General features: G+C 41.0%; 16 protein-coding genes. 15 read left to right on the top strand and 1 reads right to left on the bottom strand.

Annotation, left to right across the window (positions count from 1 at the left end; all coding sequences use genetic code 11):
- Positions 1 to 3 precede the first annotated feature (3 nt).
- From CWC18_RS03960 to CWC18_RS03900, 13 genes are all read left to right on the top strand, one after another.
- Positions 4 to 789, top strand: coding sequence for a ParA family protein (locus CWC18_RS03960; RefSeq protein WP_138589424.1), 786 nt, complete (start codon positions 4 to 6; stop codon positions 787 to 789).
- Between the two features lie 15 nt (positions 790 to 804).
- Positions 805 to 1,755, top strand: coding sequence for a ParB/RepB/Spo0J family partition protein (locus CWC18_RS03955; RefSeq protein ID WP_138589423.1), 951 nt, complete (start codon positions 805 to 807; stop codon positions 1,753 to 1,755).
- Between the two features lie 135 nt (positions 1,756 to 1,890).
- A complete protein-coding gene (locus CWC18_RS03950) occupies positions 1,891 to 2,271 on the top strand; it encodes an ATP synthase subunit I (protein ID WP_010366214.1) in 381 nt (126 codons plus the stop codon).
- Positions 2,272 to 2,286: 15 nt separating this feature from the next.
- Positions 2,287 to 3,144: a F0F1 ATP synthase subunit A gene (atpB, locus tag CWC18_RS03945; protein ID WP_138674759.1), complete on the top strand. Its 858-nt coding sequence runs from the start codon at positions 2,287 to 2,289 to the stop codon at positions 3,142 to 3,144.
- A gap of 52 nt (positions 3,145 to 3,196) precedes the next feature.
- Positions 3,197 to 3,430, top strand: a complete 234-nt coding sequence (gene atpE / locus CWC18_RS03940; protein ID WP_004335261.1) for a F0F1 ATP synthase subunit C — start codon at positions 3,197 to 3,199, stop codon at positions 3,428 to 3,430.
- A 41-nt stretch (positions 3,431 to 3,471) separates the two neighbouring features.
- Positions 3,472 to 3,942 carry a F0F1 ATP synthase subunit B gene (atpF, locus tag CWC18_RS03935; RefSeq protein ID WP_010366190.1) on the top strand — a complete coding sequence of 157 codons (471 nt, stop codon included), beginning with the start codon at positions 3,472 to 3,474 and terminating at the stop codon, positions 3,940 to 3,942.
- A 14-nt stretch (positions 3,943 to 3,956) separates the two neighbouring features.
- Complete coding sequence (gene atpH, locus CWC18_RS03930; RefSeq protein ID WP_010366188.1) at positions 3,957 to 4,490, top strand: F0F1 ATP synthase subunit delta; 534 nt, start codon at positions 3,957 to 3,959, stop codon at positions 4,488 to 4,490.
- A 14-nt stretch (positions 4,491 to 4,504) separates the two neighbouring features.
- Complete coding sequence (gene atpA / locus CWC18_RS03925; protein ID WP_010366186.1) at positions 4,505 to 6,046, top strand: F0F1 ATP synthase subunit alpha; 1,542 nt, start codon at positions 4,505 to 4,507, stop codon at positions 6,044 to 6,046.
- 58 nt (positions 6,047 to 6,104) lie between these two features.
- Complete coding sequence (atpG, locus tag CWC18_RS03920) at positions 6,105 to 6,965, top strand: F0F1 ATP synthase subunit gamma (protein WP_138674758.1); 861 nt, start codon at positions 6,105 to 6,107, stop codon at positions 6,963 to 6,965.
- A gap of 32 nt (positions 6,966 to 6,997) precedes the next feature.
- Positions 6,998 to 8,383 (top strand): F0F1 ATP synthase subunit beta, encoded by a 1,386-nt coding sequence (gene atpD, locus CWC18_RS03915; RefSeq protein ID WP_138674757.1) that lies wholly within the window; start codon positions 6,998 to 7,000, stop codon positions 8,381 to 8,383.
- An 11-nt stretch (positions 8,384 to 8,394) separates the two neighbouring features.
- Positions 8,395 to 8,814: a F0F1 ATP synthase subunit epsilon gene (locus CWC18_RS03910; RefSeq protein WP_040698348.1), complete on the top strand. Its 420-nt coding sequence runs from the start codon at positions 8,395 to 8,397 to the stop codon at positions 8,812 to 8,814.
- Between the two features lie 580 nt (positions 8,815 to 9,394).
- Positions 9,395 to 10,456, top strand: coding sequence for an efflux RND transporter periplasmic adaptor subunit (locus CWC18_RS03905; protein WP_138674756.1), 1,062 nt, complete (start codon positions 9,395 to 9,397; stop codon positions 10,454 to 10,456).
- Positions 10,453 to 13,542 carry an efflux RND transporter permease subunit gene (locus tag CWC18_RS03900; RefSeq protein ID WP_138674755.1) on the top strand — a complete coding sequence of 1,030 codons (3,090 nt, stop codon included), beginning with the start codon at positions 10,453 to 10,455 and terminating at the stop codon, positions 13,540 to 13,542. Before CWC18_RS03905 ends, CWC18_RS03900 begins: the two co-directional genes overlap by 4 nt.
- A gap of 1,002 nt (positions 13,543 to 14,544) precedes the next feature.
- Here the strand turns inward: CWC18_RS03900 and CWC18_RS03895 are convergent.
- A complete protein-coding gene (locus CWC18_RS03895) occupies positions 14,545 to 16,689 on the bottom strand; it encodes a winged helix-turn-helix domain-containing protein (protein ID WP_138674754.1) in 2,145 nt (714 codons plus the stop codon).
- A gap of 167 nt (positions 16,690 to 16,856) precedes the next feature.
- Between CWC18_RS03895 and CWC18_RS03890 the strand changes: the two genes are divergently transcribed.
- Both CWC18_RS03890 and CWC18_RS03885 read left to right on the top strand, forming a co-directional pair.
- Positions 16,857 to 19,274, top strand: a complete 2,418-nt coding sequence (locus tag CWC18_RS03890; RefSeq protein WP_138674753.1) for a penicillin acylase family protein — start codon at positions 16,857 to 16,859, stop codon at positions 19,272 to 19,274.
- A gap of 3 nt (positions 19,275 to 19,277) precedes the next feature.
- Positions 19,278 to 25,037 (top strand): non-ribosomal peptide synthetase, encoded by a 5,760-nt coding sequence (locus CWC18_RS03885; protein ID WP_249930079.1) that lies wholly within the window; start codon positions 19,278 to 19,280, stop codon positions 25,035 to 25,037.

Here is a 25,037-nt window from a genome sequence, read left to right as displayed (position 1 = left end):
ACTGTGGCAAAAGTTATTGCAATTGCAAACCAAAAAGGTGGCGTTGGCAAAACCACCACGGCTGTAAATTTAGCCGCATCGATGGCTGCGACCAAACGTAAAGTGTTACTTATTGACCTAGACCCACAAGGTAATGCAACCATGGGCAGTGGTATTGATAAGTATGGCGATGTGCCCACCATTTATGATTTGCTGATAGAAGAAGCAGCGATAGCAGATGTGATCAGTAAAGACACGTCGGGTGAATATCATTTAATTGCTGCCAACGGAGATGTTACCGCGGCGGAAGTTAAATTGATGGAGCTCTTTGCGCGCGAAGTGCGCTTAAGAAATGCACTCGAGTCCATTCAAGATCAATATGAATTTATTTTTATTGATTGTCCACCCTCACTGAATATGCTGACAGTCAATGCAATGGCTGCGGCTGATTCTATTTTAGTGCCTATGCAGTGCGAATATTACGCACTAGAGGGGTTAACGGCATTGATGGACACGATCACTCAGCTGGCAAAGCTGGTAAATCCGAATTTACAGATTGAGGGGATTTTACGCACCATGTATGATCCTCGCAATCGTTTAGCCAATGATGTTTCAGAACAGCTGAAACAACACTTTGGCGAAAAAGTGTACCGCACTGTGATCCCACGTAATGTGAGATTAGCTGAGGCGCCAAGTTTTGGCGCACCTGCGATGTATTACGATAGGGCATCCAGTGGTGCAAAAGCATATTTGGCGTTAGCTGGAGAGATGCTACGCCGAAAAGAAAAGCAATCTGCTGCGGTTGCCTAAGAGGATAATAATAACATGTCGGTTAAAAAACGTGGTTTAGGGCGAGGTTTGGATGCCTTACTAAGCTCAGCAAAACCAGCTCCTTCATCTGAGCCGGTGGTAAGTGAAATAACTGAGGCTGACAGTAAAACAAGTGAGCCCCAACCACCAACAACAACCATGCCGGTTGATGGTGAGTTGCAGCGGTTACCTATCGAATATTTACGACCAGGTAAATACCAGCCCCGTAAAGACATGTCAGAACAAGCGTTAGAAGAGTTGGCAGGGTCAATTCGCTCTCAAGGTATTTTACAACCGATTGTGGTGCGCCACATTAGTGATACGGATTATGAGATCATTGCGGGTGAACGACGTTGGCGTGCCGCGCAATTAGCTCAGCTAAGTATGGTGCCGTGTATTTTAAAGCAAGTCGCTGACGAAGCGGCTGTGGCGATAGCATTGATTGAAAATATTCAGCGCGAAGATTTAAACGCCATGGAAGAAGCGGTTGCACTGCATCGTTTACTCACCGAATTTGAATTAACACATCAACAGGTTGCCGAGGCGGTGGGCAAGTCGCGTACAACGGTGACAAATCTGTTACGTCTTAATAATCTCAATGATGATGTTAAAATATTGTTGGAGCATGGCGATATAGAAATGGGCCATGCACGCTGCCTATTAGCACTCTCAGGCGAAGCGCAATCTGAGGTGGCGCGAACAGCTGTCGCAAAAGCCTTAACGGTGCGTGAAACAGAGAGGTTAGTGCGCAGTATTTTAGAGCCTGTGGACAAAAAAGAAACAAAGGAAAAGGACCCTGATGTCAGATTGTTAGAGCAACAATTAGGCGAAAATTTAGGCGCTAAAGTGGAAATTAACTATAATAATCGTGGCAAAGGCAAGCTGGTGATTTCTTACACTAGCTTGAATGAACTCGATGGTATCTTGGGCCGCATTCATCCAGACATGCAACAACCGCCAGAATGACCAATAAATAAACAATAGTGGTGCTGAAAAAGCGCCACTATTCGTCTCTTCAAGTTGCAAAATCACCAAAAATAAGTATAATTTCGCCAGTTTTCATACCCTGATTAAGTTTAAGGTCATAAAGGTTAATAAAAAGTGACTCATTCGTTAGCTGGCCCGTATAGACGAGCCGCATTAAAAGGCGTATTACTTCAGGGTATCGTAGCAATCGTCGCTGCAGTAATAGTTTTAATAGCTTGGGGAGTGCATGCGGGGGCATCTGCAATAGCAGGAGGCCTAGTCTCAGTACTGCCTAGCTTAGTGTTCGCTTTATACGCCTTTAGATATATGGGGGCGAGTAAAGCAGAGCAAGTATTTGACTCGATAAAACGAGGCAATGGATTAAAGTTTTTGCTGACTGTGTGTTTGTTCGCACTGGTATTTAAGTATTTTTCAGTCATGGCACTGCCATTTTTTTGCTGTTACATACTGGTGATGTTCACACAATGGTTGGCACCGATTTTTTTTAATCATTAACTTTTGGGATAAAACATGGCTGCAGAAGAAGTTACTCTATCAAGCCATATTCAGCATCACTTGACCAATGCCAAGATGTGTTCGACCGACGCCGGTCTTGCCTTCAATAAAGCATGTGCGGATAGTGGTTTCTGGACATGGCACGTAGATACCCTCGCATGGTCAATCGGTTTAGGTCTGATATTTTTATGGATCTTCCGTAGTGCCGCTTCTAAATCTACCACAGGTGTACCGGGTAAATTTCAGTGTTTCATTGAAATGATCGTGGAGTTCGTTGGTGACAACGTACGTGACACTTATCATGGTAGTAGCAAACTTATAGCTCCATTAGCGCTAACAATCTTTGTTTGGGTGTTCTTAATGAACCTAATGGACTTAATACCTGTCGATTTCCTACCTGCATTTGCTGGCTTAGTTGGCGAAACCGCATTCGGTATGGATTCACATGATGTGTACATGAAAATTGTACCAACTACTGATATCAACTTGACCGCTGCGCTTGCGATTGGTGTGTTTTTATTGATGATCGGGTACTCAATTAAAATCAAAGGCATCGGTGGCTTTATTAAAGAGCTTACGTTGCACCCGTTCAGTTCAAATAACAAACTGGTTCAAGTTATTTTGATCCCGTTTAACTTGCTACTTGAGACGATTGCGCTGGTTGCGAAGCCGTTCTCGTTAGCACTTCGTTTGTTCGGTAACTTATACGCTGGTGAGTTGATTTTCATCTTGATCGGCGCAGTTGGTTTAATGCAACTACCGTTGCACTTCATTTGGGCTGTATTCCACATCTTAGTAATCGTTCTGCAAGCATTCGTATTTATGATGCTTACCATCGTATACCTAAGCATGGCGAGCTCAGATAATCATTAATTTTTATTTTATATTTTAACTTTAATTTACAATTGAAACTTTGGAGAAAAAAATGGAACTAGTATTAGGTCTTAAGTACATCGCAGTTGCTCTACTTATCGGCTTCGGTGCTATCGGTACAGCGATCGGCTTCGGTAACATGGGTGGTAAATTCCTAGAAGCATGTGCTCGTCAGCCTGAACTTGCGCCTTCACTACAGGTTAAGATGTTCATCCTAGCTGGTCTAATCGATGCCGTAGCAATGATCGGTGTTGGTATCGCGATGGTATTGTTGTTCGTACTTTAATTTAACTTTTTGAACAGCTTACTATTTAAGGAGGAGCGGTTGTGAACTTAAACGCCACTCTTATCGGTGAATTAATTGCGTTTACGGTCTTCGTATTATTTTGTATGAAGTTCGTATGGCCACCACTAAATGGTGCAATTGAAGCTCGCCAGAAAAAAATCGAAGATGGTTTAGCTGCCTCTGATAAAGCCGAAAAAGAACTTGAACGTGTGCGTCTAGAAGCTGCAGAGCAGTTGACAGAAGCAAAAACTCAAGCGGCTGATATCATTGATCAAGCTAAAAAGCGTGCAGCGTTAATTGTTGACGAAGAGACAACTCGTGGTCAGCAAGAGCGTGAAAAAATTATTGCTCAAGGACACTCTGAAGTTGAATCAGAGCGAAGCCGTGTGACAGAGGACCTGCGTAAGCAAGTTGCTACTCTGGCAGTGGTTGGCGCTGAGAAGATTTTAGAGCGTGAAATCAATCAAGCCGCACACAGTGACATCGTTGAAAAACTTGTCGCTGAGCTGTAACGGAGGGTATGAGCATGTCTGAATTGACTACTATCGCTCGCCCATACGCTAAAGCGGCTTTTGAACTTGCTGTTGAAAAAGGCAATGTTGACGCTTGGAATGACATGTTGTTCTTCGCTGGCCAAGTGGCCAGTGATGAGCAAGTGGCTTCTTTGCTTGCAAGCATGCCAACTGCTGCAGAACAAACTGATGTATTACTGAAAGTATGTTCTGAGCAACTCAACGAACAGGGTCAGAATCTTATCAAGCTGATGGCCGAAAATGAGCGTTTAGCCGCCATTCCAGCAGTTGCTGATATTTTTGCTGAATTTAAAGCAGAATATGACAAAGAAATCGACGTTGACGTGATTTCTGCAACTGAACTTGCTGGTGAACAGCAAGACAAATTGGTCGCGGCACTTGAAAAACGTTTCGCACGCAAAGTTAAGCTGAATTGTAGCATCGACGAAGCCGTAGTTAGCGGCCTTGTGATCAAAGCTGGTGACACCGTTATTGACGGAACTGTCCGTGGCAAACTTGACCGCCTAGCGGCCTCGCTACAATCGTAATTGGGAAAATGAGCATGCAACTTAATTCCACAGAAATTTCTGCGCTGATCAAACAACGTATTGAGCAGTTTGAAGTTGTAAGTGAAGCACGTAACGAAGGTACAATTGTATCTGTTACAGATGGTATCATCCGCATCCACGGTCTAGCTGACTGTATGCAAGGTGAGATGATCGAGCTTCCTGGCAACCGTTATGCTATCGCACTAAACCTTGAGCGTGACTCAGTAGGTGCAGTAGTAATGGGTCCTTACGCCGACCTTAAAGAAGGCGTAAAAGTACAATCTACTGGTCGTATCCTAGAAGTACCTGTTGGTCGTGGTCTACTTGGTCGTGTTGTAAACACACTTGGTCAGCCTATCGATGGTAAAGGCGCACTAGATAACGACGGTTTTGAACCAGTTGAGAAAATTGCACCAGGCGTAATCGAGCGTCAATCAGTAGACGAGCCAGTACAAACTGGTTATAAGTCTATCGATGCAATGATCCCAGTTGGTCGTGGTCAGCGTGAGCTGGTTATCGGTGACCGTCAGACTGGTAAAACTGCACTAGCAATCGATGCAATCATCAACCAAAAAGGCACAGGCGTTAAGTGTGTGTACGTAGCGGTTGGTCAAAAAGCATCTACGATTGCAAACGTAGTACGTAAACTTGAAGAACATGGTGCACTTGAAAACACAATCGTTGTTGTTGCATCAGCTTCAGAATCAGCAGCGCTTCAATTCTTAGCGCCATTTGCTGGTTGTACTATGGGTGAATACTTCCGTGACCGCGGTGAAGATGCACTAATCGTATATGATGACCTGTCTAAGCAAGCTGTTGCTTATCGTCAGATCTCATTGCTATTGAAGCGTCCACCAGGTCGTGAAGCATACCCTGGTGACGTATTCTACCTTCACTCGCGTCTTCTAGAGCGTGCATCGCGTGTAAACGCTGACTACGTAGAGAAGTTCACTAACGGTGAAGTGAAAGGTAAAACAGGTTCATTGACAGCATTGCCTATCATTGAAACTCAAGGTGGTGATGTTTCTGCATTCGTACCTACTAACGTTATCTCAATCACCGATGGTCAGATCTTCCTAGAAACTGACTTATTCAACGCAGGTATCCGTCCTGCAGTAAATGCGGGTATCTCGGTATCTCGTGTTGGTGGTGCTGCGCAAACGAAAATCGTTAAGAAACTAGGTGGTGGTATCCGTCTAGCGCTAGCTCAATACCGTGAACTAGCGGCGTTCTCTCAGTTCGCTTCTGACCTTGACGATGCAACTCGTGCTCAACTTGAGCATGGTGAGCGCGTAACTGAGCTAATGAAGCAGAAACAATACGCACCAATGTCTGTTGCTGAAATGTCTCTGTCTCTATTTGCAGCTGAGAAAGGCTTCCTACAAGACATCGAAATCGCGAAAATCGGTGACTTCGAAGAAGGCCTAATTGGGTTTGCAAACAGCACATACGCAGAGCTAATGGCTCAAATCAATGAAACAGGTAACTACAACGCCGAGATCGAAGCGCAGTTGAAAGAACTTCTTGAGAAGTTCAAGTCAACGCAAACTTGGTAATTTAGTTATGCATGGTGGGTGTTATCGCTAACACTCACCTTGATTCGGAGAGAGAGTCATGGCCAGCGGAAAAGAGATTAAAAGCAAGATCGGGAGTATTAAAAATACTCAGAAGATCACCAGCGCAATGGAAATGGTTGCCGCTTCTAAAATGAAGCGTGCGCAAGACCGTGTGGCGTCAAGCCGTCCATATGCTGAGAACTTACGCAATGTGATCGGTCGTGTTGCTCAAGCTAATCTTGACTTCCATCATCCGTTCTTAGAAGAACGTGATGTGAAGCGAGTTGGTTATATTGTTATCTCTACTGACCGTGGTCTGTGTGGCGGTTTGAACACGAATGAGTTCAAAAAAGTGACACAAGACGTACAAGCTTGGAAAGAAAAAGGCGTAGACGCAGAATATGCAACGCTAGGCGGCAAAGCTGCTGGTTTCTTCCAACGCTTCGGTGGTCAACTACTCGCTAAAAAAGCGGGTCTTGGAGATGCACCTTCAATTCAGGATGTAATTGGTCCTGTTAAAGTAATGCTTGATGCATTCGCTGAAGGAAAAATTGACCGTTTATTCGTGGTATACAACAACTTTGTAAATACCATGAAGCAAGAGCCAGTAATCGATCAGTTATTACCTTTGCCAAAAGCTGAAGAAGAAGTATCAGCGCACGCTTGGGACTACTTGTACGAGCCAAATCCAGAGGCTATTTTAGAGACTCTGTTAGTACGCTTCATTGAATCACAAGTGTACCAAGGTGTAGTTGAGAATGCTGCCTCTGAACAGGCTGCCCGTATGGTTGCGATGAAAGCCGCAACTGATAATGCTGGTGACCTAATTGATGAGCTGCAACTGATTTATAACAAAGCACGTCAAGCTGCAATCACACAAGAGATCAGTGAGATTGTTAGTGGTTCGGCTGCGGTATAACGCTTCGGCAAAGTTTAACGAGAGGAATAGACATGAGTTTAGGTAAGGTCGTCCAAATTATCGGCGCCGTTGTGGACATTGAGTTCCCACAAGATAGCGTGCCAGCTGTATATGAAGCAGTAAGAATTACAGAAGGCGACTTAGTTGGTTTGACTCTAGAAGTTCAACAACAACTAGGTGGCGGCGTAGTTCGTGCAATCGCACTAGGTACTACTGATGGTTTACGTCGTAGCACTACAGTAGAAGGTACTGGCGAGCCAATTAAAGTTCCAGTAGGTACAAAGACCCTTGGTCGTATCATGGACGTATTGGGTCAGCCAATCGATGAAGCAGGTCCAATTGGTGAAGACGAGCGTATGTCAATTCACCGTGCAGCCCCTTCATATGAAGAGCAATCAAGTTCAATCGAACTACTAGAAACAGGTATCAAGGTAATCGACCTTGTATGTCCGTTCGCTAAAGGTGGTAAAGTTGGACTATTCGGTGGTGCCGGTGTAGGTAAAACCGTAAACATGATGGAACTTATCCGTAACATCGCAATCGAGCACAGTGGTTACTCTGTATTCGCAGGTGTTGGTGAGCGTACTCGTGAGGGTAACGATTTCTATCATGAAATGAACGATTCAAACGTACTTGATAAAGTATCGCTTGTATACGGTCAGATGAATGAGCCTCCAGGTAACCGTTTACGTGTTGCACTGACAGGTCTTACTATGGCAGAGAAGTTCCGTGACGAAGGTCGTGACGTACTTTTCTTCGTAGATAATATCTACCGTTATACACTTGCAGGTACTGAAGTATCAGCACTTCTAGGTCGTATGCCATCAGCGGTAGGTTACCAGCCTACACTCGCTGAAGAAATGGGTGTACTTCAGGAGCGTATCGCGTCGACTAAAGCGGGTTCAATCACATCAATCCAAGCGGTATACGTACCTGCGGATGACTTGACGGATCCATCTCCTGCTACAACCTTTGCTCACTTAGATGCAACAGTTGTACTTTCACGTGATATTGCATCTCTTGGTATTTACCCAGCGGTAGATCCACTAGATTCATCATCTCGTCAGCTTGACCCACAAGTAATTGGTCAAGAGCACTATGATACTGCACGTGGCGTTCAGACAGTTCTTCAGCGTTATAAAGAGCTTAAAGACATCATCGCAATTCTAGGTATGGACGAGCTTTCTGATGAAGATAAGCAAGTTGTATCTCGTGCACGTAAAATCCAACGTTTCCTATCTCAGCCGTTCTTCGTTGCTGAAGTATTCACAGGCGCGTCAGGTAAATACGTTTCACTGAAAGACACTATCGCAGGCTTCAACGGCATCTTAAACGGTGAGTATGATGATCTGCCAGAGCAAGCTTTCTACATGGTTGGTTCTATCGACGAAGCAGTTGATAAAGCAAAAAACATGTAATTTAGGGGGTTATTATGGCAATGACAGTACAACTTGACGTAGTAAGTGCAGAGCAGAGTGTATTCTCTGGTAGCGTCGCTACAATTCAAGTGACAGGTAGTGAAGGTGAGTTGGGTATTCACCCAGGTCACGCCCCACTGTTGACTGGCCTAAAACCTGGTATGGTACGTTTAGTTAAAGCAGACAGCAGCGAAGAGATAATCTACGTTGCTGGCGGCACATTAGAAGTTCAACCACAGACAGTAACCGTCCTTGCTGACGTTGCTATTCGTGGTGAAGACCTAGATGAGCAAGCCGCTGAAGAAGCTAAGCGTGAAGCGCAAACTCAAATGGCATCAGGGGCAGCTTCAGAGCTTGACCACCAAGCTGCCGCGGCACAACTGGCTGAAGCAATTGCTCAGCTACGCGTTATCCGTCAATTGCGCAAATAAATACAAACCTATCTGGTTTAAAAAGCCCACACCTTTTGGTATGGGCTTTTTTATTTGTATGTATTAAGTGTTCAACCTTTTACTTTGAGAGAATGTTTTTCTAAGCAGTTCAAATCCGATTGAGCTTGTTACTCAATGTCTAAAGAACCATTTGAATAACGTTTTGATAGTCAGTGATTTCCACCTTAATGTTAGGGGTAAACTATTTTGCGAATAAGTTGTTGTACAGCAGCATAATGATGTGACATTGCCCTGAGTTAGTAATTCCTTACGGCTGAAATTTATGAAATGCGTAAAGTAAAGGTATTAATACGTGATATTTTAATGATGGCTAAGGTATTTTTTATTATGCTGATTATAGTATGAATAGGGATCCTCTCATTTTGGAGGAGGTGAAAAAATTAACAAAGCTGCTTAATCTCACTAGCCGAGTAGGTATGTGTAGTTTTTAACCCTATGTTTATAATGCTAACTTTTTTCTGGTCACAGGTTATCGCGGGAGGTAACAAGACCTCACTTCTACTACCTATCTCCTCCTATCTAGACTCACGTAAAGAGAGACTAATAGGAACCAATAATTATGAAAGTTTTATCATATCAATTTTGGGTATTTTTACTCTTGATTGTACCCCAGCATAGTTTAGCACAGCGGGTTGTGACCACCGCTGCGGTAATTGAAAACAGTCAAGGTATTACCAGTGAGCTAGTAGCAGAAGTGATAGATTCAGATACAAGGGTTCTTTCTAGTTATTATAGTGCTCATGTAGTTGCTATCAAAAAAGTAGGGGAGCAGGTCAAAGAGGGCGATGTAATTGCTGAGTTGGATACGCAATTTTTACAGCTATCAGAACAAAAAAAACAGTTTGAAATTAAGCAAATAGAAATACAGGTTTATTATTTGTCTGTTGAATTAAATCGTATCGAAACATTATCCAAAACAAAAAGTGTTAATCAGTCTGAGTTAGATCAACTGACATATGAGCTGAAAAGTGCTCAGACTAAGTTATCTGAGTTAAGAGCCAGTTTAACAGAAATACAAAGGTATATTGCTTTGAGCACTATTCGTGCTACTGAAAATGGCTTTGTAGCCGAGACTTTCGTCCGCAAAGGGGAGTATTTACAGCAAGGCGACGCAATTGCACGGGTTAACAGCTTTAACGACATAGAGCTTGTTAGTCAGCTTCCTATTGAGCTTTTGGATTACATTGATGAACAAGCTGAGTTTATCATTGAAAGTGAATTACAGGTACCAAGACGAATAGGCACGGCAAAATTTGCTAGGCTGGTGCCAGAAGTGAGTGTTGGTACAGGGTCTATCACATTACTTGTTGAGCCAGAGCAGGCACTTAAAAGCGAGCTTGTATTAGGCTCTAATTTAGTGATCAAGCTAAGTGTTGCTATTCCTAATAGCTTTGTTATCCCTGGTGATGCACTGATACCAAGAGGGGTAAATAGTTTTGTATATAAGTTGAAAGTGGATAATTCAGTCGAAAAGGCCTACGTAAAAGTGCTCGCAGGGGTGAACGGAGATTATGTTGTTACAGGAACTTTGTCTGCCGGCGAAGAGGTGATCACACGTGGTGGGTTAGGACTAAAATCTGGAGAGGTGGTTAAAGTAGAACAGCGGGTAGCTCAATTATGAATCAGACAATATTAAAAAGCCCGCACTATGTGGTGAGCTTTTTCCTAATAATAACTTTGTTAGGCATTGCAGCTATTCCTAAACTGCCAGTTCAATTATTGCCTGATATTGGGGAGGACCGCATTGTTGTCGGTAACTTTTGGCCAGGGGCTTCACCGGTGGAAATGGAACGGCAAATTGTTGAACCCGTCGAGGAATTATTAAGTAAAGTACCAGGAGTATTGAGGTATGAAACCGATACAGGTACTGGGTTTGCCTGGGTTAATATGACATTTCAACCAGGTACGGATATGCAGGAAGCATACATCGAAGTTATTGATAAGATGAACCAGTTTAATACCCGACCTAAAACAGCCCTGGAACCCGTTATTCAAAATAAGTCAAAAGATAACAAAGGTAGTATTGCAGGTTTAGTCTTATTTCCAAATAGTCATGGAGTAAAGGCTGATCGTACTTTGTACACCGAAGTGTTTGAAAAGTTTATTAGACCAAGAGTGTTAGCTATACCAGGGATCAGTAATTTGTCACCAATGGCATCTACTGAGCAGCGAATTGACGTGATTTTTGACCCTAATAAACTGGTGAAGTATGACTTAACGATAGATCAAATGTTGCATATTCTTCGTAATTCATTGGACCAAAGTGTGGGGATTGTTGAGCAAGGAACTCGTAATTTTGCGGTACGGTTTGAAGGACGCCGTGATATCTCAGAGTTAAACGGGCTGGCTATTGCTAAACATGAGCAGAAAATTATAACGCTTGGCGATGTTGCTTATGTCGAAAGTGGGTTTGTGACGGATTCATCCCCGGTGTACTGGAAGCGCCAGCAGGCTTATTATATTAGTGTTAACGCCGCGAATGGGTCTAATGCGTTAACGTCATTGGCAGAATTAAAAAAGGTGATATCAGAGCTAAATACGACGATGCTACCTGAGTTAGGTGTGCAAATGGAGTTGACGAAAGATGACTCACAAACAATAAATAGTGCCGTCAATATGGTACAAAGCAATCTAATATTAGGGGTTGTTTTATCCACTTTAGTGTTATTTTTGTTTGTCCGTAAATTGCCTGTTATCGTCATGATATTTATCAGCTTACCCATATCTATCTTGGCCACATTTTTAGCTATGCAGATGTTGGGAAGAACATTTAATGTGATCTCTTTGGCCGGCATTGCATTGTCAACGGGTATGATCTTAGATGCGGCTATTGTTGTGGTAGAAACCGCCGTGCGATATCGCGAGCAAGGTGAACGCGTATTGGATGCTATTCGCAAAACAATGCATGAAGTGTCAGGTGCATTGGTTAATTCTGTAGTATCAAGCATTATCGTTTTTGCACCCATTCTATTTATGAAAAGTGCCGAAGGTAAGTTGTTTCATGATCTAGCTATTACCATCTCTTCAGCATTGGGTGCATCATTGTTTGTTGCTCTGTTATTATTACCCCTGTTATTACGATATCTGCTTCCTGTTATTCACGTGAAAGATACCTCTGGTAATTTTGTTGATCGAATTGCTACTAGGTTAGCGGGAATGGTAATCAGCGCACGTAATCGATTAATCATGTTAACGCTATTCGTATTACTGCCACTGGTAGGATTAATATTATTGGTGCCTAAACTCAATATACTGCCACAAGTTGAAGGGAGCCGGGTTAATGTTTCAGTGAGTGTTAATCAAAGTATGAATAATGAAGCGTTGACGCTTGAATTGTTAACACCTATAAATAAATTAATAGAGAATAATCAATATATTGAAGACGCTCCAGCAATTGAAAAATTCTTATCCTTCGTATCAGGTAACTCTTCCGTGCAATTGGTGTTGTATCCTGAAGATCCAGAACAGGCAAAACAGTTGAAATCTTGGGTTGTAGATGCCCTTAAAGACGCTTTTCCACATACTAATGTGTATGCGAGTTTTAATTCATTATTAGGCTTTGGTTTGTCAACAAACCGCAGGGTAACAGTAGACTTCACTGGTATGTCATTGGATGATTTACAGTTAATTGGGCGAGAAGTCTTTGATTATTTGAATACTAATATGGGGTATGCAAACCCTTGGAGTAATACGCCTTTGTATAATGATGATCCACAAATAATATTTACTCCGAATAACAATCAGCTACTTGAGTTGGGTGAGTCTCAGAATAATCTATCCCAAAAGCTGCAAGCTTTGACCGATGGTGTCTATATTGGTGAATACTCAAATGGCACAAAAAACTTACCTATTTATATCAAGGGTGAAGATTGGCATGCAATAAATGATGTATTGGATACTCCGCTTTATTTTCCACTTGAAAATAAAGCCACGTTGCTGAGAACATTGGTTGATTATGAACTAGATGTTGGGCCCAGTTCACTGTATCGCTTAAATGGGTTTCGTACATTATCAATTAATGTGACGCCGCCAAAAAACATACCTTTGTCATCATTTATTGAAGATTTAAAGGTACAAATTTCACCCATTATTAAACAGTCTATGCCGGAGTCTGTATCTGTGTCATATCGAGGGAGTGCTAGTAAACTCAATGCGTTAGTTTCAAATATGTTGCTACAATTCAGCTTTGCAATGCTCATTTTATTTTTATTGGTGTCAGGGTGGTTTAAATCGTTTCGAAATGGCATGGCGATTATGTTATCACTGCCAATAGCCTTGGTTGGAGGTTTGTTGGCATTGAATACCGTTAACCTTTTCATCTATCAGCCATTAGATATCATTTCTATGATGGGATTTATCATTTTAATTGGGTTGGTAATTAACAATGCGATTTTGTTTGTTGGCCACTTTAATGCGTTAGAAAAGAGTACCTACTCAGTGAGTGAAAAAATTCAATCAGTGATTAAATCACGGGCAAGACCAATTTATATGAGTACGTTAACGAGTATTTTTGGTATGTTGCCACTGGCAATCATACCTGGTGTAGGCTCAGAAATTTATCGGGGGTTGGCTATTGTGATTGTTGGTGGAATGACATTTAGCGCTCTTTGTTCTTTGTCGGTGATGGCTGCCTTGTTAAGTTTACCTATTTTTGGACGTCGCAAGGAGAGTGAACCTTATTTGACGCGATCAGATGTTGTGATGTAAGTCGTTTCTTAACCTGCAATTATTTAAGGCTACTGAACACAGTAGCCTTTTTATTTGTTATGTCGAAGGAAAAGCCTGTCATTAATATAAGTTTAGGGGAAAATAAATGGTGATCTTCATAAGCTGAAGTATGTAATTTTCAACCTTATAAACTTAGATTTATAAATAATCGCCTCTGACTTTACACATTGTTATTTCGTTTAAAGAACATATCATTTTTAAAAGTGCATTTTGACTATGCTTAGCATGTCATATGTGGAATTTTCTATCCAAGGTAGTCATACGACTCATTTAAAATCGTGCTTTAATTTTTTATTCATACCTATGCGGGAAAGTTTGTAACTTAATTCACTTATAAAGACTGTGATTATTTGTTATTGGAGTGAGTTGTACGAGATGCTTTTTATAAACTTAAGACAGTTTTTTTCTTAAGCTATTGTGTTTTTTGGTTTTTTAATTTTTATAGTGCATAAAGGGGAGAAGTGATACGTAGTCATGAATAGTGGCGTGGTAAATAGATAAATTAGGCTTAAAGTAGATTCATCAATCAGGAGCATGGCGATAAAAATATGAGTTGCCATGAGAAAACTAAAAATTATAAATAGGATTTGATCATGTTATCTACGTTAAAAACTTTAACATTTACAGCATTATTAACTTTCACTACAGTTTCTGTTAACGCGTCAGAGAAAAACAACATAAATGAGCAGAGCGTTAATGTCGGTATAAACCTTATTATCCCTATGTGCACGAGTTTTCCTCGATGTGAACCTGACAACAACTCTAAAAAAGGCTAACAACAATTATTTAGATCCTTTTAAAATCGGTAAAAAAGTAAAAGAAAACACCTTAGTCAGTGAGATATATAGTTAAAAGGAATGGTCGTTAAGAATGTATTTAGAATTGGCTGCTTAAATATAAATATGGGTTATACCGAGATTCTTACTTTTTCTAGAGTGCTGCCTCACAGTTGCAAGTTTGCACTGTGAGGAGATTTATAACTTAGAAATAGATATTATAGAGATCGGAACTGGGTGCTGCACGTTGCAACAATAAGAGCTTCTGTTCATTGGGGTGAAGCTGAAACTTGGCATATAAGGCATGTTTCAGTAAAGGTGCACGCTCAGTCTCCCCAGACTCTAAGTCAGTTCTGACTAAGTCGTACTGATATCCGTTTGCTATAGAGTAATATACATATTGACTGGTAATGTGCCAAGAGATGTTCGAAGCAGGTTGAAGCTTGGCTATAGGCGTTCCATTTTGTGGTTTTGATATCGGCGCACGAAATAATTGACCATCTGCATGTTGATAATACAGGTTCTCACCAAGTGCATCTTCTTTAGCGCTGATGACCTTAGGGAGCAGAGCTTGTTCTGATTGGTTATTATACAAGTCATGACGAATAAGCCAAAATTGATTACTTTCTTTTCGGGAAAAGTAGATAGAACGGCCATCATTACTCCAACTTGGGTTTTTAATTACCTCTAGCTGAGTTGTTAAATATCTAATTTTTCTACTTTTTATATCAAGTGTGAACAATTGATTGTCTAAAATACCTAATAAAGACTGGGATTTGTGATGATATTCAAGGTTACTGATATTGTGATGTTGAGTAAATTCCGTGAGTGGTTCCATTTCACCCGTTGTGGAATACGTAACAATTTGTGGTTTATTTTCATATTCATAGCGAAAAACAACCTGACTTGGATCGGCTAAATAATCTGGATGACCCTCTTTTCCCGCCAGAGAAAACTCAAATAAGTTGTAGGTTTTTTCTGTAATAAATGGGTTTTTAATTTCTATAATATCACGGGCATTTTTTTCTTCTTTACCAACCAATAAGCAGTTTTTACCACATGTACTGTAAATAGAATAAAGATCAAATTTAGTCTGAGTGTGTAATTCTAAATGATCTTTGTTACTGTCAAAAAAGTGAATGTTATTACCATTTGACAGGTAGACTCCAGAGCTACTTTCATCCCAAACCATATTCCAAGGGATAAAATCTAAAACAGTATTACTTTGTACTTTCCCCGACTCTAATTCTAATATGATTAGATGTGCCCGTTGGTAGCTTGAGTATCTCAGCACACCCAGGTGCTCACCATTGGGAGATAATGCCGAAAAATAGTCACCATGGGGATTGAAGTCGGGGTAAGTTACTTGAGTGAGGCGTTTTGTATTTATATCTATTTTAAAGATGGTGTTGGGATAATCGGATTGTTTCTTTAAAGAAAAATATAGAGCGTTATCATCTGGAGACCAGGATAAGTTTGGTTGTAAAGTATCGTATTGATAGATAACTTCTTCTCTAGACACATCCATAGTGTCATTTAAATATAAAATAACTAATTCAGCTTGATTACCTTTTTGCCTTTGTAATGCAATCTTTTTTCCATCTTTGGAAAACTGGGCGGAATAATTGTTGGCTTCACCGGCAGTTAAACGCTTCGTTACATTGGTTGAAAGTGACTTTATATACAAGTCAAAAACACCAGATGTATCTTTACGATGAGAGTAAACAACCATATCGCTTTGTTGGTGATAGTCAGCCCAATCTTCTTCCCCTGACATTGTGGTCACTGCTTGAACTTGTTTGACCATTAATTCAGTTTTAAATGGGAAAAAGGAGTAAATTGCAAAACAGATTAAAGCTATTATTAATATAAAAAACAGATGTTTGAGTGTTTTTTTTGGTTTTTTATTAATATTTTTATTAGATGAAAGCTCACTTTGCTCACTGGTGTGATCAAGGCTGTGACCTTGTGTTACCACTTCAACACTGACTTCTGCAATCAGTAGGTAACCTTTACTGGGAACTGTTTTTATATAAGTTGGGGATTTGACGTCGTCCCCCAGTGCATCTCTGAGCTTTTTTACTACTCTACGAATTGCGTTGTCAGATACAATTCGTCCGTCCCAGACATTATCTAAAAGTTCTTTTTGACTAACATAATGGCCATGGCGTTTAATTAAATAGCACAGTAGCTCCATAGTAAGGGGTTCTAGCTTAATGACTTTCGATTCATTATCTATAGAGGTATCGTTGTTATATAAACGGGTTTTTTTGAAATCAACTTGAAATTGACCAACTGTTACTTGCTTATCTTCTAGCCATACTTCCTTGCTAACACTGTTACCTTTCATGATTATTTTTATTTTTATTTTTGTTTTTATATTATTTGTTACTTTTCAATGTAACACATAATAATGGGAAGTGTTTTGTTTTTCTAGGCGACTTATTTAATTATCTTCATCAGTTTAATTTTGTTCACCGAGTGTCGTGCACTGGGTACAGGTATTGGAAATTGAAGATGACTATAAAGACCAAGAATAGCACAATAAAAAAGGCACTAATATTTAGTGGTATATCTGCAATGGCTGTTACCAGTGGCGTGAGCTATTGGTTATGGGCGCAGTTGAACGCTTCTTTGCCATTACTAAATGGTGAAATAAATATTTCTAGTATGGAATATGAGGTCACTATAAACAGAGATAGAAGTGGGCTGCCTTCTATTGTTGCTAACTCAAGAATTGATGCATCACGGGCTATGGGATTTTTGCATGCTCAAGAACGTTTTTTCCAGATGGATTATCTGCGTCGCAGAGCATCAGGTGAATTGAGTGCGCTTTTTGGTGAATCATTTATTAATCGTGATAAAGAGGCTTTACTTCACCAGTTTACCCGCAGTGCACAACAAGCCTACAAAAATCTCAGTGATCAACATAAAGCATTGTTGGATGCGTATGTTGAAGGGGTGAATACTGGACTAGAAAAATTAAAATCTCCCCCCTTTGAATACACATTATTAGAGGCAGAACCCCAGCCTTGGGAGGCTAAAGATTCATTTTTAGTGTCGTTTTCCATGTTTATGGAAATGCAGGGCCATAATTACCAAAACACGCTTTACCTAAATAAATTACAGCAAACTCTGCCAGAGCCTTTAGTTAACTTCTTAGTGCCTTTAGGAACTTCATGGGATCAGCCATTAGACGACAAGTTTATTTCGCCTGTGCCAATGCCGACAGCTGATGTTTACTCATTAAATAAGTTAAAGGAGAAAAGACTAGAAGATTTAGCATTGTTAGATAACCGTCTCTATGATTTGAGCTTGAAAGGGACACCATCAATTGCAGGTAGTAATAACTGGGCCATCTCTGGGGATAATACGGAATCGGGTAAGGCGCTGGTTGCCAATGATATGCACCTTAATCTCAGCGTACCTAATATATGGTATCGGGTTGAGTATAGTTGGAAAGAGGCGACCAAACGTCGAAAGCTGACAGGGATCTCTTTGCCAGGTTTGCCATTGATGATTGCGGGCAGTAATCAGCATATCGCATGGGGGTTTACTAATTCAATGGGAGACTGGTCTGATTTATTGCGCATTCCAGCAGGAAAAAGCCAAGAGTTAGTGACGCAGATCACTAAAAATATCCAGGTAAAAGATGGAAACCCAGTTCAACACGTAATAGAAGTAACGCCTCATGGCCCGGTTGTGGAGCATGAAGAAAATGGTGATGTACTTGTTTTACGTTGGGTTGCCCACTCCTCAGAGGCTGTTAATTTAGGTCTATTAGATATTGAGCTTGCCACAAATGTAGAAGCTTCACTTCCGCTATTTAATAAATCAAATATGACTCACCTAAACGTTGTTGTTGGCGATGATAAGGGCAATATCGGTTGGACTATGTTGGGAGCTTTACCCAAACGAGCGCATTCAGTATGGACGCCAGTTAACTATGATGACAGCAAATATAATTGGTCTGGGTATTTGACACCGGATGAATATCCAAAGCGAGTCAATCCTGAATCAGGCTTTTTATTTACAGCAAATGCTCGAGTTGTCTCGGGTGATGAGTTGGATATTATTGGCCGAGAAAATTATGCCTTAGGTGCCAGAGCTCGCCAGATTCAAAGTGGTTTAAAAATTATGCACGAACCCAGTGAAACTCAAATGCTGCGTACTCAGCTGGATAGTCGAGCATTATTTCTACAGCGTTGGCAGTATATGTTGTTGTCTATCTTGAGTGATGAGTTTATTGCTCAGCACCCTGAGCTTATCGAGTATCGCACTATGGTGAGTAATTGGAATGGGCAAGCTAAGAAAGATTCTACAGGTTACTTACTGGTGAGAGCTTTCCGTACTCAGGTAGCTCGCCGAGTATTTAATGGCATTCTTAAAGATGTCCATACGCAAAATCCTGACTCAAACATTTTTAATTACTTCAATTTAACCAGTCAATGGGAAGGACCGCTCTGGCAGCTTGTGAATGAACAGCCTGCACACCTATTGAACCCTCACTACGACTCATGGCAGGCATTATACGCAGATGCACTGATATTTTTGAATAACCACTTTATCAATACGCATGGCTCGCTAGCGAATGCTAAGTGGAAAGATTACAACAAGGTTTCTATTGCTCATCCTGTTGCTGGCTCATTGCCACTGATAGGCCGCTTTTTCAATATCCCTGAATATGGCGCTGATGGCGATATTAATATGCCTTTAGTACAGGAACAAAGCTTTGGTGCATCAATGAGAATGGGTGTGACCCCTGGCCATGAGCAAAGTGGGTTTTTCCATATGCCAGTTGGTCAAGCATCTAATCCTATGTCGCCCTATTGGATGGCTGGGCATAAAGATTGGCAAGAAGGCGCCTTCTCATCGTTCCTACCCCAGGAAACAGAGTATTCGCTTAAATTACTACCGTCTGAGCCTAAGGAGTAAATCATGAATAATAATAAACTGGCAGAAAATGATGGGATGCTGCTGACTTCTGCACAACTTGATATTTATCTGGATCAAAAGCGTTACCCAAGCTCCCCCATCTACAATATTGGTGGGCGTATGAAGATAAGAGAATCGGTTTGTGTGCCTTCTTTTCATCGAGCTATGGAGCAACTAGTTGCAGAGAATGATGTATTTCACTTGTATTTTACTGACGCAGTGGAACGGCCTGTTCAATACCGTACAGCGGTGCCGTGCAAATTTGAGTTCCTTGATTTCAGTGATGAGCTAGATGCTGAAGAGAAAGCACAACTATTTGTAAAAAAACAGCTAAATCAGCCATTTAATTTGGCTGAGGCTGGGTTATATCGTTCATTTTTGTTGAAATTGGCTGATCAAGTATATTGGTACATTCCAGTTGCACACCATTTGATCACCGATGGGTTTGGTTACAGTAATTGGTTCGATACGCTATTTAGGTATTACCTAAGTAATGTACGACAACAGAGTGATCCACAAGTTATTGAATTAACTCAGTTCGATAGTGTTGTTGAGTATATTAATCAAAGTACAGACACCAGTGAACAGGCCACAACTTATTGGCAACAGAAATTCAGTCGCCCGCTGCCTGATAGAGTATTTATACCTAAAAAAATCAATCAGCCAATTAAGCATGAAAGCTTTTTGAGTCAGCATGCGATTTCACAAACTGATTATTCAAAGTTGTGTGCATTGGCAAAAAGTATGGGAGTGCGCGTACATCACCTTTTTATGTCGGCAATCGTCTGCTATCTGAATCTTCAGTATCAAACATCAGACATTGTTTTAGCTCTGCCTTTTCATAATCGTGACAAAGTCACCGCGCGTGCAATTGGCGGAATCGTGTCCGTGTTACCAATGCGCTTTAATGTTGACCAACAATGGTCCATGGCAGAACTGGCCGCAGAGATCCGCACGCAAATGCGAGATGTCACGAAGTATAAGCGCTATCCAGTTAGTAAAATTGTAGAGCATGCGCGGCAGGTAAAACCAGACCTTGAGCGTTTGTTTGATGTTCAGTTTAACTATCAAAAACTAGATTACAAATTAGCCGATGGGCTGATTAATGCTGAATCTGAGTTTATTCCACCTGGTGTGGAAACCACTCCATTGTTATTTAACTTGTGTGAGTTCGGTGATCATCAAGATGTCATTTTACAAGTAGAGGCAAATAAAGCGTTATTTGAACAATCAGATATCGCACTGATGTTTGAGCGTATATTTACCATTATTTCGGGAATGCGAGATAACCCAAATCAAAAAATTAGTGAGTTTAATTTTTTCAACGAAGAGGATTATCAAGCATATAAGTTGTTGAACAACCGTGCTGAAGATTGTGAAATCAATAGCTTAGTATTGCGTTTTAATGAACAGGTATTAAAGGATCCAACTCGTATTGCTTTGCAAGTTGGTGAGTTAGTATTTACTTATCAAGACTTAAGTATTCTTGCTTCTCAGGTCACTACTGTCTTGAGTTCTAACAATGTGAAGCGGGGTGATCGTGTTGGGTTATGCCTAGAACGTAATGAAAATATGGTTGCCACCTTACTTGCGTGCTTGTCTATGGGAGTGACTTATATTCCCTTAGATCCATCTTATCCGCTTGAGCGTTTAGCATTTATGTTTTCAGACAGTCAGGCTGCGATGTTGGTAACAGACTCGCAGAGTGCACAAGCTGTAAACCTAAATGCTAAGCAGACTTTATTAATTGACCACCATATCTCATTGACAGCAACTTCAGTTGTCCATCCATTAGAAGTACCAACAGACCGAGCGCGGCTAGGGGCTTATATATTGTATACCTCAGGATCTACTGGTCGTCCTAAGGGAACACTTATTGCTCAACACAGTTTAGATAACTTGATTTGCTCTATGGCGCACCGCCTTGATTTAAACAATAAAAGTGATTGTTTGGCAACAACGACAATCGGTTTTGATATTTCTACTTTGGAGATATATGGCCCATTGATTGTTGGTGGCAAGGTCACATTAGTTGATCAACAAGTAGGCAAAGATGCACTTAAATTGGCGGCTTATGCAGATGCACGAAAATATAACTTATTTCAGTGTACGCCAACTATGTGGCAAGCATTGGTAGAAGCTGGATGGCAGGGAAATGATGAAGTTACATTAGTCACTGTTGGGGAACCGCTTTATCCCGCACTTGCTGAGCAAATGATGGCACGTTCACTGCGTGTTGTTAATGCGTATGGTCCAACTGAAGCAACGGTTTATTCGATGGTTGAAGTTGTCCACAGAGATAAAACTGGGGTGCCTAGCTGTCGTTTGGCTTGGTCACTTCCCAATTACCGTCATTTTGTAGTGGATAATCGTGAGCAGTTGTCGCCTATCGGTGTGACAGGGGAGCTTTGCATTGCCGGTGATGGCCTGGCGCTGGAGTATATTGGCAGACCTGATATTACGGAAGCTCAGTTTGTAAGTTTACCCGCTGTTGCAAGTGAACGGATTTACCGTACTGGGGATTTAGTGACCTTGAATAGACAAGGTGAGATAGAGTATTTGGGGCGTATAGATCATCAAGTAAAAATCCGTGGCTACCGTATTGAGTTAGGTGAAATTGAAGAGAAGTTAGTACAACTATCAGGCATTAAATTGGCGGTGGTAACAACACTAGGCAATCAAAGTTCCGATGTGAAACTAGCAGCTTATGTCATTATGGAACCCGGTATCACGTTAGATATCGCCGCGGTAAGAGCTGAATTAGCTGCCGATTTACCTAATTTTATGCTCCCACATTTTTATACTGAAATGGATGCTTTTCCGTTGACTTCCAGTGGAAAGGTCGACCGTAAAGTTTTACCTGCACCCAGAGAGCGGAAAGTCGAATGTGTTGTAGCTTCAACAAATACGGAGCGCTTGTTATGTGATGTTTGGCAGTCGTTGTTTGAGTTAGATAAGGTAAGTATAACGCATAACTTTTTTGAGCTGGGTGGTCACTCTTTACTGGCTATGAAGATGTTTGGCCAGTTACGAAAAGAGATTCAAGTAGATCTCCCCCTGGCCAGTATCTTCGAATTACCGACAATTGCTCAGCTGGCGGCCAAAATAGATGTGTTATTGGAAGAGCGCTCTTTTAATTCGACAACCCGTCACCTTATTCAATCAGATATTGAAAGGGGTCATCCATTATCCCGCTCTCAGCTTTCGATGTGGCTGATTGATAAGCTGAGTTATGGTACAGCGCAATATAATATGCCTGGTGTTTTTTCAATCACTGGAGCATTACAGATCACCGCTTTACAAAATGCACTGGCTCAATTAGTTGGTCGTCATGAAGTGTTACGCACCGTTTTAATTGATGATGCAATCACAGCTAAGCAGTATGTATTAGAAGATTACAGCCTAGACGTACCAGTCGTAGATTTGTCTGCTAAACATGACGTTATGTCGTGTGTTGAAAGTTTTATTGATGCTGAAGCGAATATGCCTTTTCAGTTGAATGCGGGTTTGAAAATACGTGCAAAAATTATAAAAACTGCGCCCGAGCATCATTTTTTATTACTTACCTTACATCATATTGCAGCCGATGGCTGGTCGATTAATATTCTTACGCAAGAACTTGAAGCTTTATATCGCAGCACTTTAAAAAATGAAGCGGCGGAGTTACCGACGCTTGATATTCAGTATAAAGATTACGCACATTGGCAACATCAAAATATTCAGGATGGTCTGCTAGATGAACAAGTTACTTATTGGTTAGATTTTTTAGCTGATCACCCTCAAGTACATAGTTTACCGTTAGATTTTCCTCGACCTCCCGAGCGGTCTTCAGAAGGTCGTAGTTATAAGTTTGATATTGAAAACCGTTTATATAAAGACCTCACTGCTTTTTGTCAGCGTAAAAGTATGACACCGTTTATGGTGCTGCAATTAGTGTATGCCTTGTTAGTGTCGGAGCAAAGTGGGGAGTCAGATATTCTAATAGGCACCCCCGTTGCAGGCAGAAATCATCCTGATATTGAAAAGTTAATCGGGTGCTTCACGAATTCGATTGTATTGCGAAACCAAATAGATTTAAGTCGCTCAGTCGATGAGTTACTCACAGAGACTAAGCACTCTGTTATGTCTGCTTTTGACAATCAGGAGGTGCCTTTTGAGTTGTTAGTAGAGCGATTGAACCCTACGAGAAATAAAGGTTACAACCCAATATTTCAGCTGTGGTTTGTATATCACAGCCAGCAATTTAACCCAATGAAATTGGATGGTTTGCAAGTCAAGATGGTCGAGGCTCATAGCCCAAGTGTTAAGTTTGATCTCTCTCTATCTGTCTTCGAAAAAGGCGACACATTGACTTTAGATTGGGAGTATTTACCTGAGCTGTTCACTGAGGGAACGATTGCGAAATATGCCACATGTTTCAAGAGTATTTTGCAATGGTTATTGACTGAGCCAGACACTCTGTTCCCTTCGCTAAGTGACGCCTTACCGAGTATTGATGAACCAGTAGTTGCCTCCGGAGTTTTTGCCGCACAGGTGTTAGCGAATGTAACAGCATGCCCAGAGGCTGTTGTTATGGTCGATGATGGTGCCAAAGTTGAGCAACAGGCACTGCTTTCGAAGGTTAAGCATATGCGTGCTTACTTGAATGAGCAAGGAGTTGAATCTGGTACTACGATTGGTATCAGCCTTGAACACAGTGAAGTGTTATTAGTAACTCAATTAGCGTGTTTATTTAGCAATATTACTTTTGTTGAATTTGATCCAGCAGATAAACCTGACGAAATCATTAAGCGTTTTAATCTAAAATTTACAGTTACTCACGGCCAATTAAGCGCCGCTCTGATGGGTACATCACTCACCCTTTTGGATGCCACAGATGCGTGGGGGTGTCAGGTGCCTATAGGACTTAATGACTGTGACCCCGCAGTGCCAACTCAAACGGTTTGCATTATTAATCCAGCAACAGATAAAGAAATAGCTCTAACACAACAAGATTTGCTTATTTTGTCTAGCAAATTAGCTGCTGAACTAGGTGTATACAAAGGGGGAGAAAGTAGGTTTATGTGGAGCACATCTAAGTCATTTGATGGCTCTGCGACTGGGTTATGTTTAATGAGTCTTGGATTTGAACTGCATATAGTCGATGACAACACTCTAAGCTCAAATTCAAAGTTTAATGAATATATATCATCTCACCGTATAAGCCTCATTGAGCTAGCCGCTGGGGGGTTTAATTTACTGGATAGTCAACAGGCACTTCGATTTGACGATAAGACAAATTTTCTTATCAACAGTCATGAAATGAACAGTCACTTGGTTGACGTCTTGGTTCAGCATCAAGCGCACTTTAATGCAAAAGTAATCGCGGTGAATACGCTTATTGAGGACCTAAGGAGACCAGTATTAGAGTTGCCTTTATCACAAAAACAACAGATTAGTATGAGCAAAGAGATGCAAAGTCGGATGACACAGCTGCGTAGTCGTATCGCAGGTGTATTACATAGTATTTATGCATCATTGCTGAAAAAAGAGCATATAAATGTCAATACAGGTTTTTTTGAGCTGGGGGGGAGTCCACTACAAATCAATGGGTTGAGTTCATACTGTGAACAACATTTTAAGACTGAATTGAGTAAATCAGTATTAGAAAAAGGACCATCAATCAGTCAATTAGCAGAATTAATATCATCAATTTTTATAAATCAAAGTGTGGCCAGTACAAATATGACTGCCACCACTTCAGCGCACAATGTAAGGAAATAA

Origin of the sequence: Pseudoalteromonas aurantia (assembly GCF_005886875.1) — a bacterium.
GTDB lineage: Bacteria > Pseudomonadota > Gammaproteobacteria > Enterobacterales > Alteromonadaceae > Pseudoalteromonas > Pseudoalteromonas aurantia_A.
Note: the sequence above shows the minus strand (reverse complement) of the source record. Positions and strands in the feature narration are given on the sequence as shown.

Excerpts from the sequence above, each read along its gene's own strand:
- CWC18_RS03955 (WP_138589423.1), top strand. The coding sequence starts at position 805 with ATGTCGGTTAAAAAACGTGGTTTAGGGCGAGGTTTGGATGCCTTACTA.
- atpB (WP_138674759.1), top strand. The coding sequence starts at position 2,287 with ATGGCTGCAGAAGAAGTTACTCTATCAAGCCATATTCAGCATCACTTG.
- atpE (WP_004335261.1), top strand. The coding sequence starts at position 3,197 with ATGGAACTAGTATTAGGTCTTAAGTACATCGCAGTTGCTCTACTTATC.
- atpH (WP_010366188.1), top strand. The coding sequence starts at position 3,957 with ATGTCTGAATTGACTACTATCGCTCGCCCATACGCTAAAGCGGCTTTT.
- atpA (WP_010366186.1), top strand. The coding sequence starts at position 4,505 with ATGCAACTTAATTCCACAGAAATTTCTGCGCTGATCAAACAACGTATT.
- atpG (WP_138674758.1), top strand. The coding sequence starts at position 6,105 with ATGGCCAGCGGAAAAGAGATTAAAAGCAAGATCGGGAGTATTAAAAAT.
- atpD (WP_138674757.1), top strand. The coding sequence starts at position 6,998 with ATGAGTTTAGGTAAGGTCGTCCAAATTATCGGCGCCGTTGTGGACATT.
- CWC18_RS03905 (WP_138674756.1), top strand. The coding sequence starts at position 9,395 with ATGAAAGTTTTATCATATCAATTTTGGGTATTTTTACTCTTGATTGTA.
- CWC18_RS03900 (WP_138674755.1), top strand. The coding sequence starts at position 10,453 with ATGAATCAGACAATATTAAAAAGCCCGCACTATGTGGTGAGCTTTTTC.
- CWC18_RS03895 (WP_138674754.1), bottom strand. The coding sequence starts at position 16,689 with ATGAAAGGTAACAGTGTTAGCAAGGAAGTATGGCTAGAAGATAAGCAA.
- CWC18_RS03890 (WP_138674753.1), top strand. The coding sequence starts at position 16,857 with ATGACTATAAAGACCAAGAATAGCACAATAAAAAAGGCACTAATATTT.
- CWC18_RS03885 (WP_249930079.1), top strand. The coding sequence starts at position 19,278 with ATGAATAATAATAAACTGGCAGAAAATGATGGGATGCTGCTGACTTCT.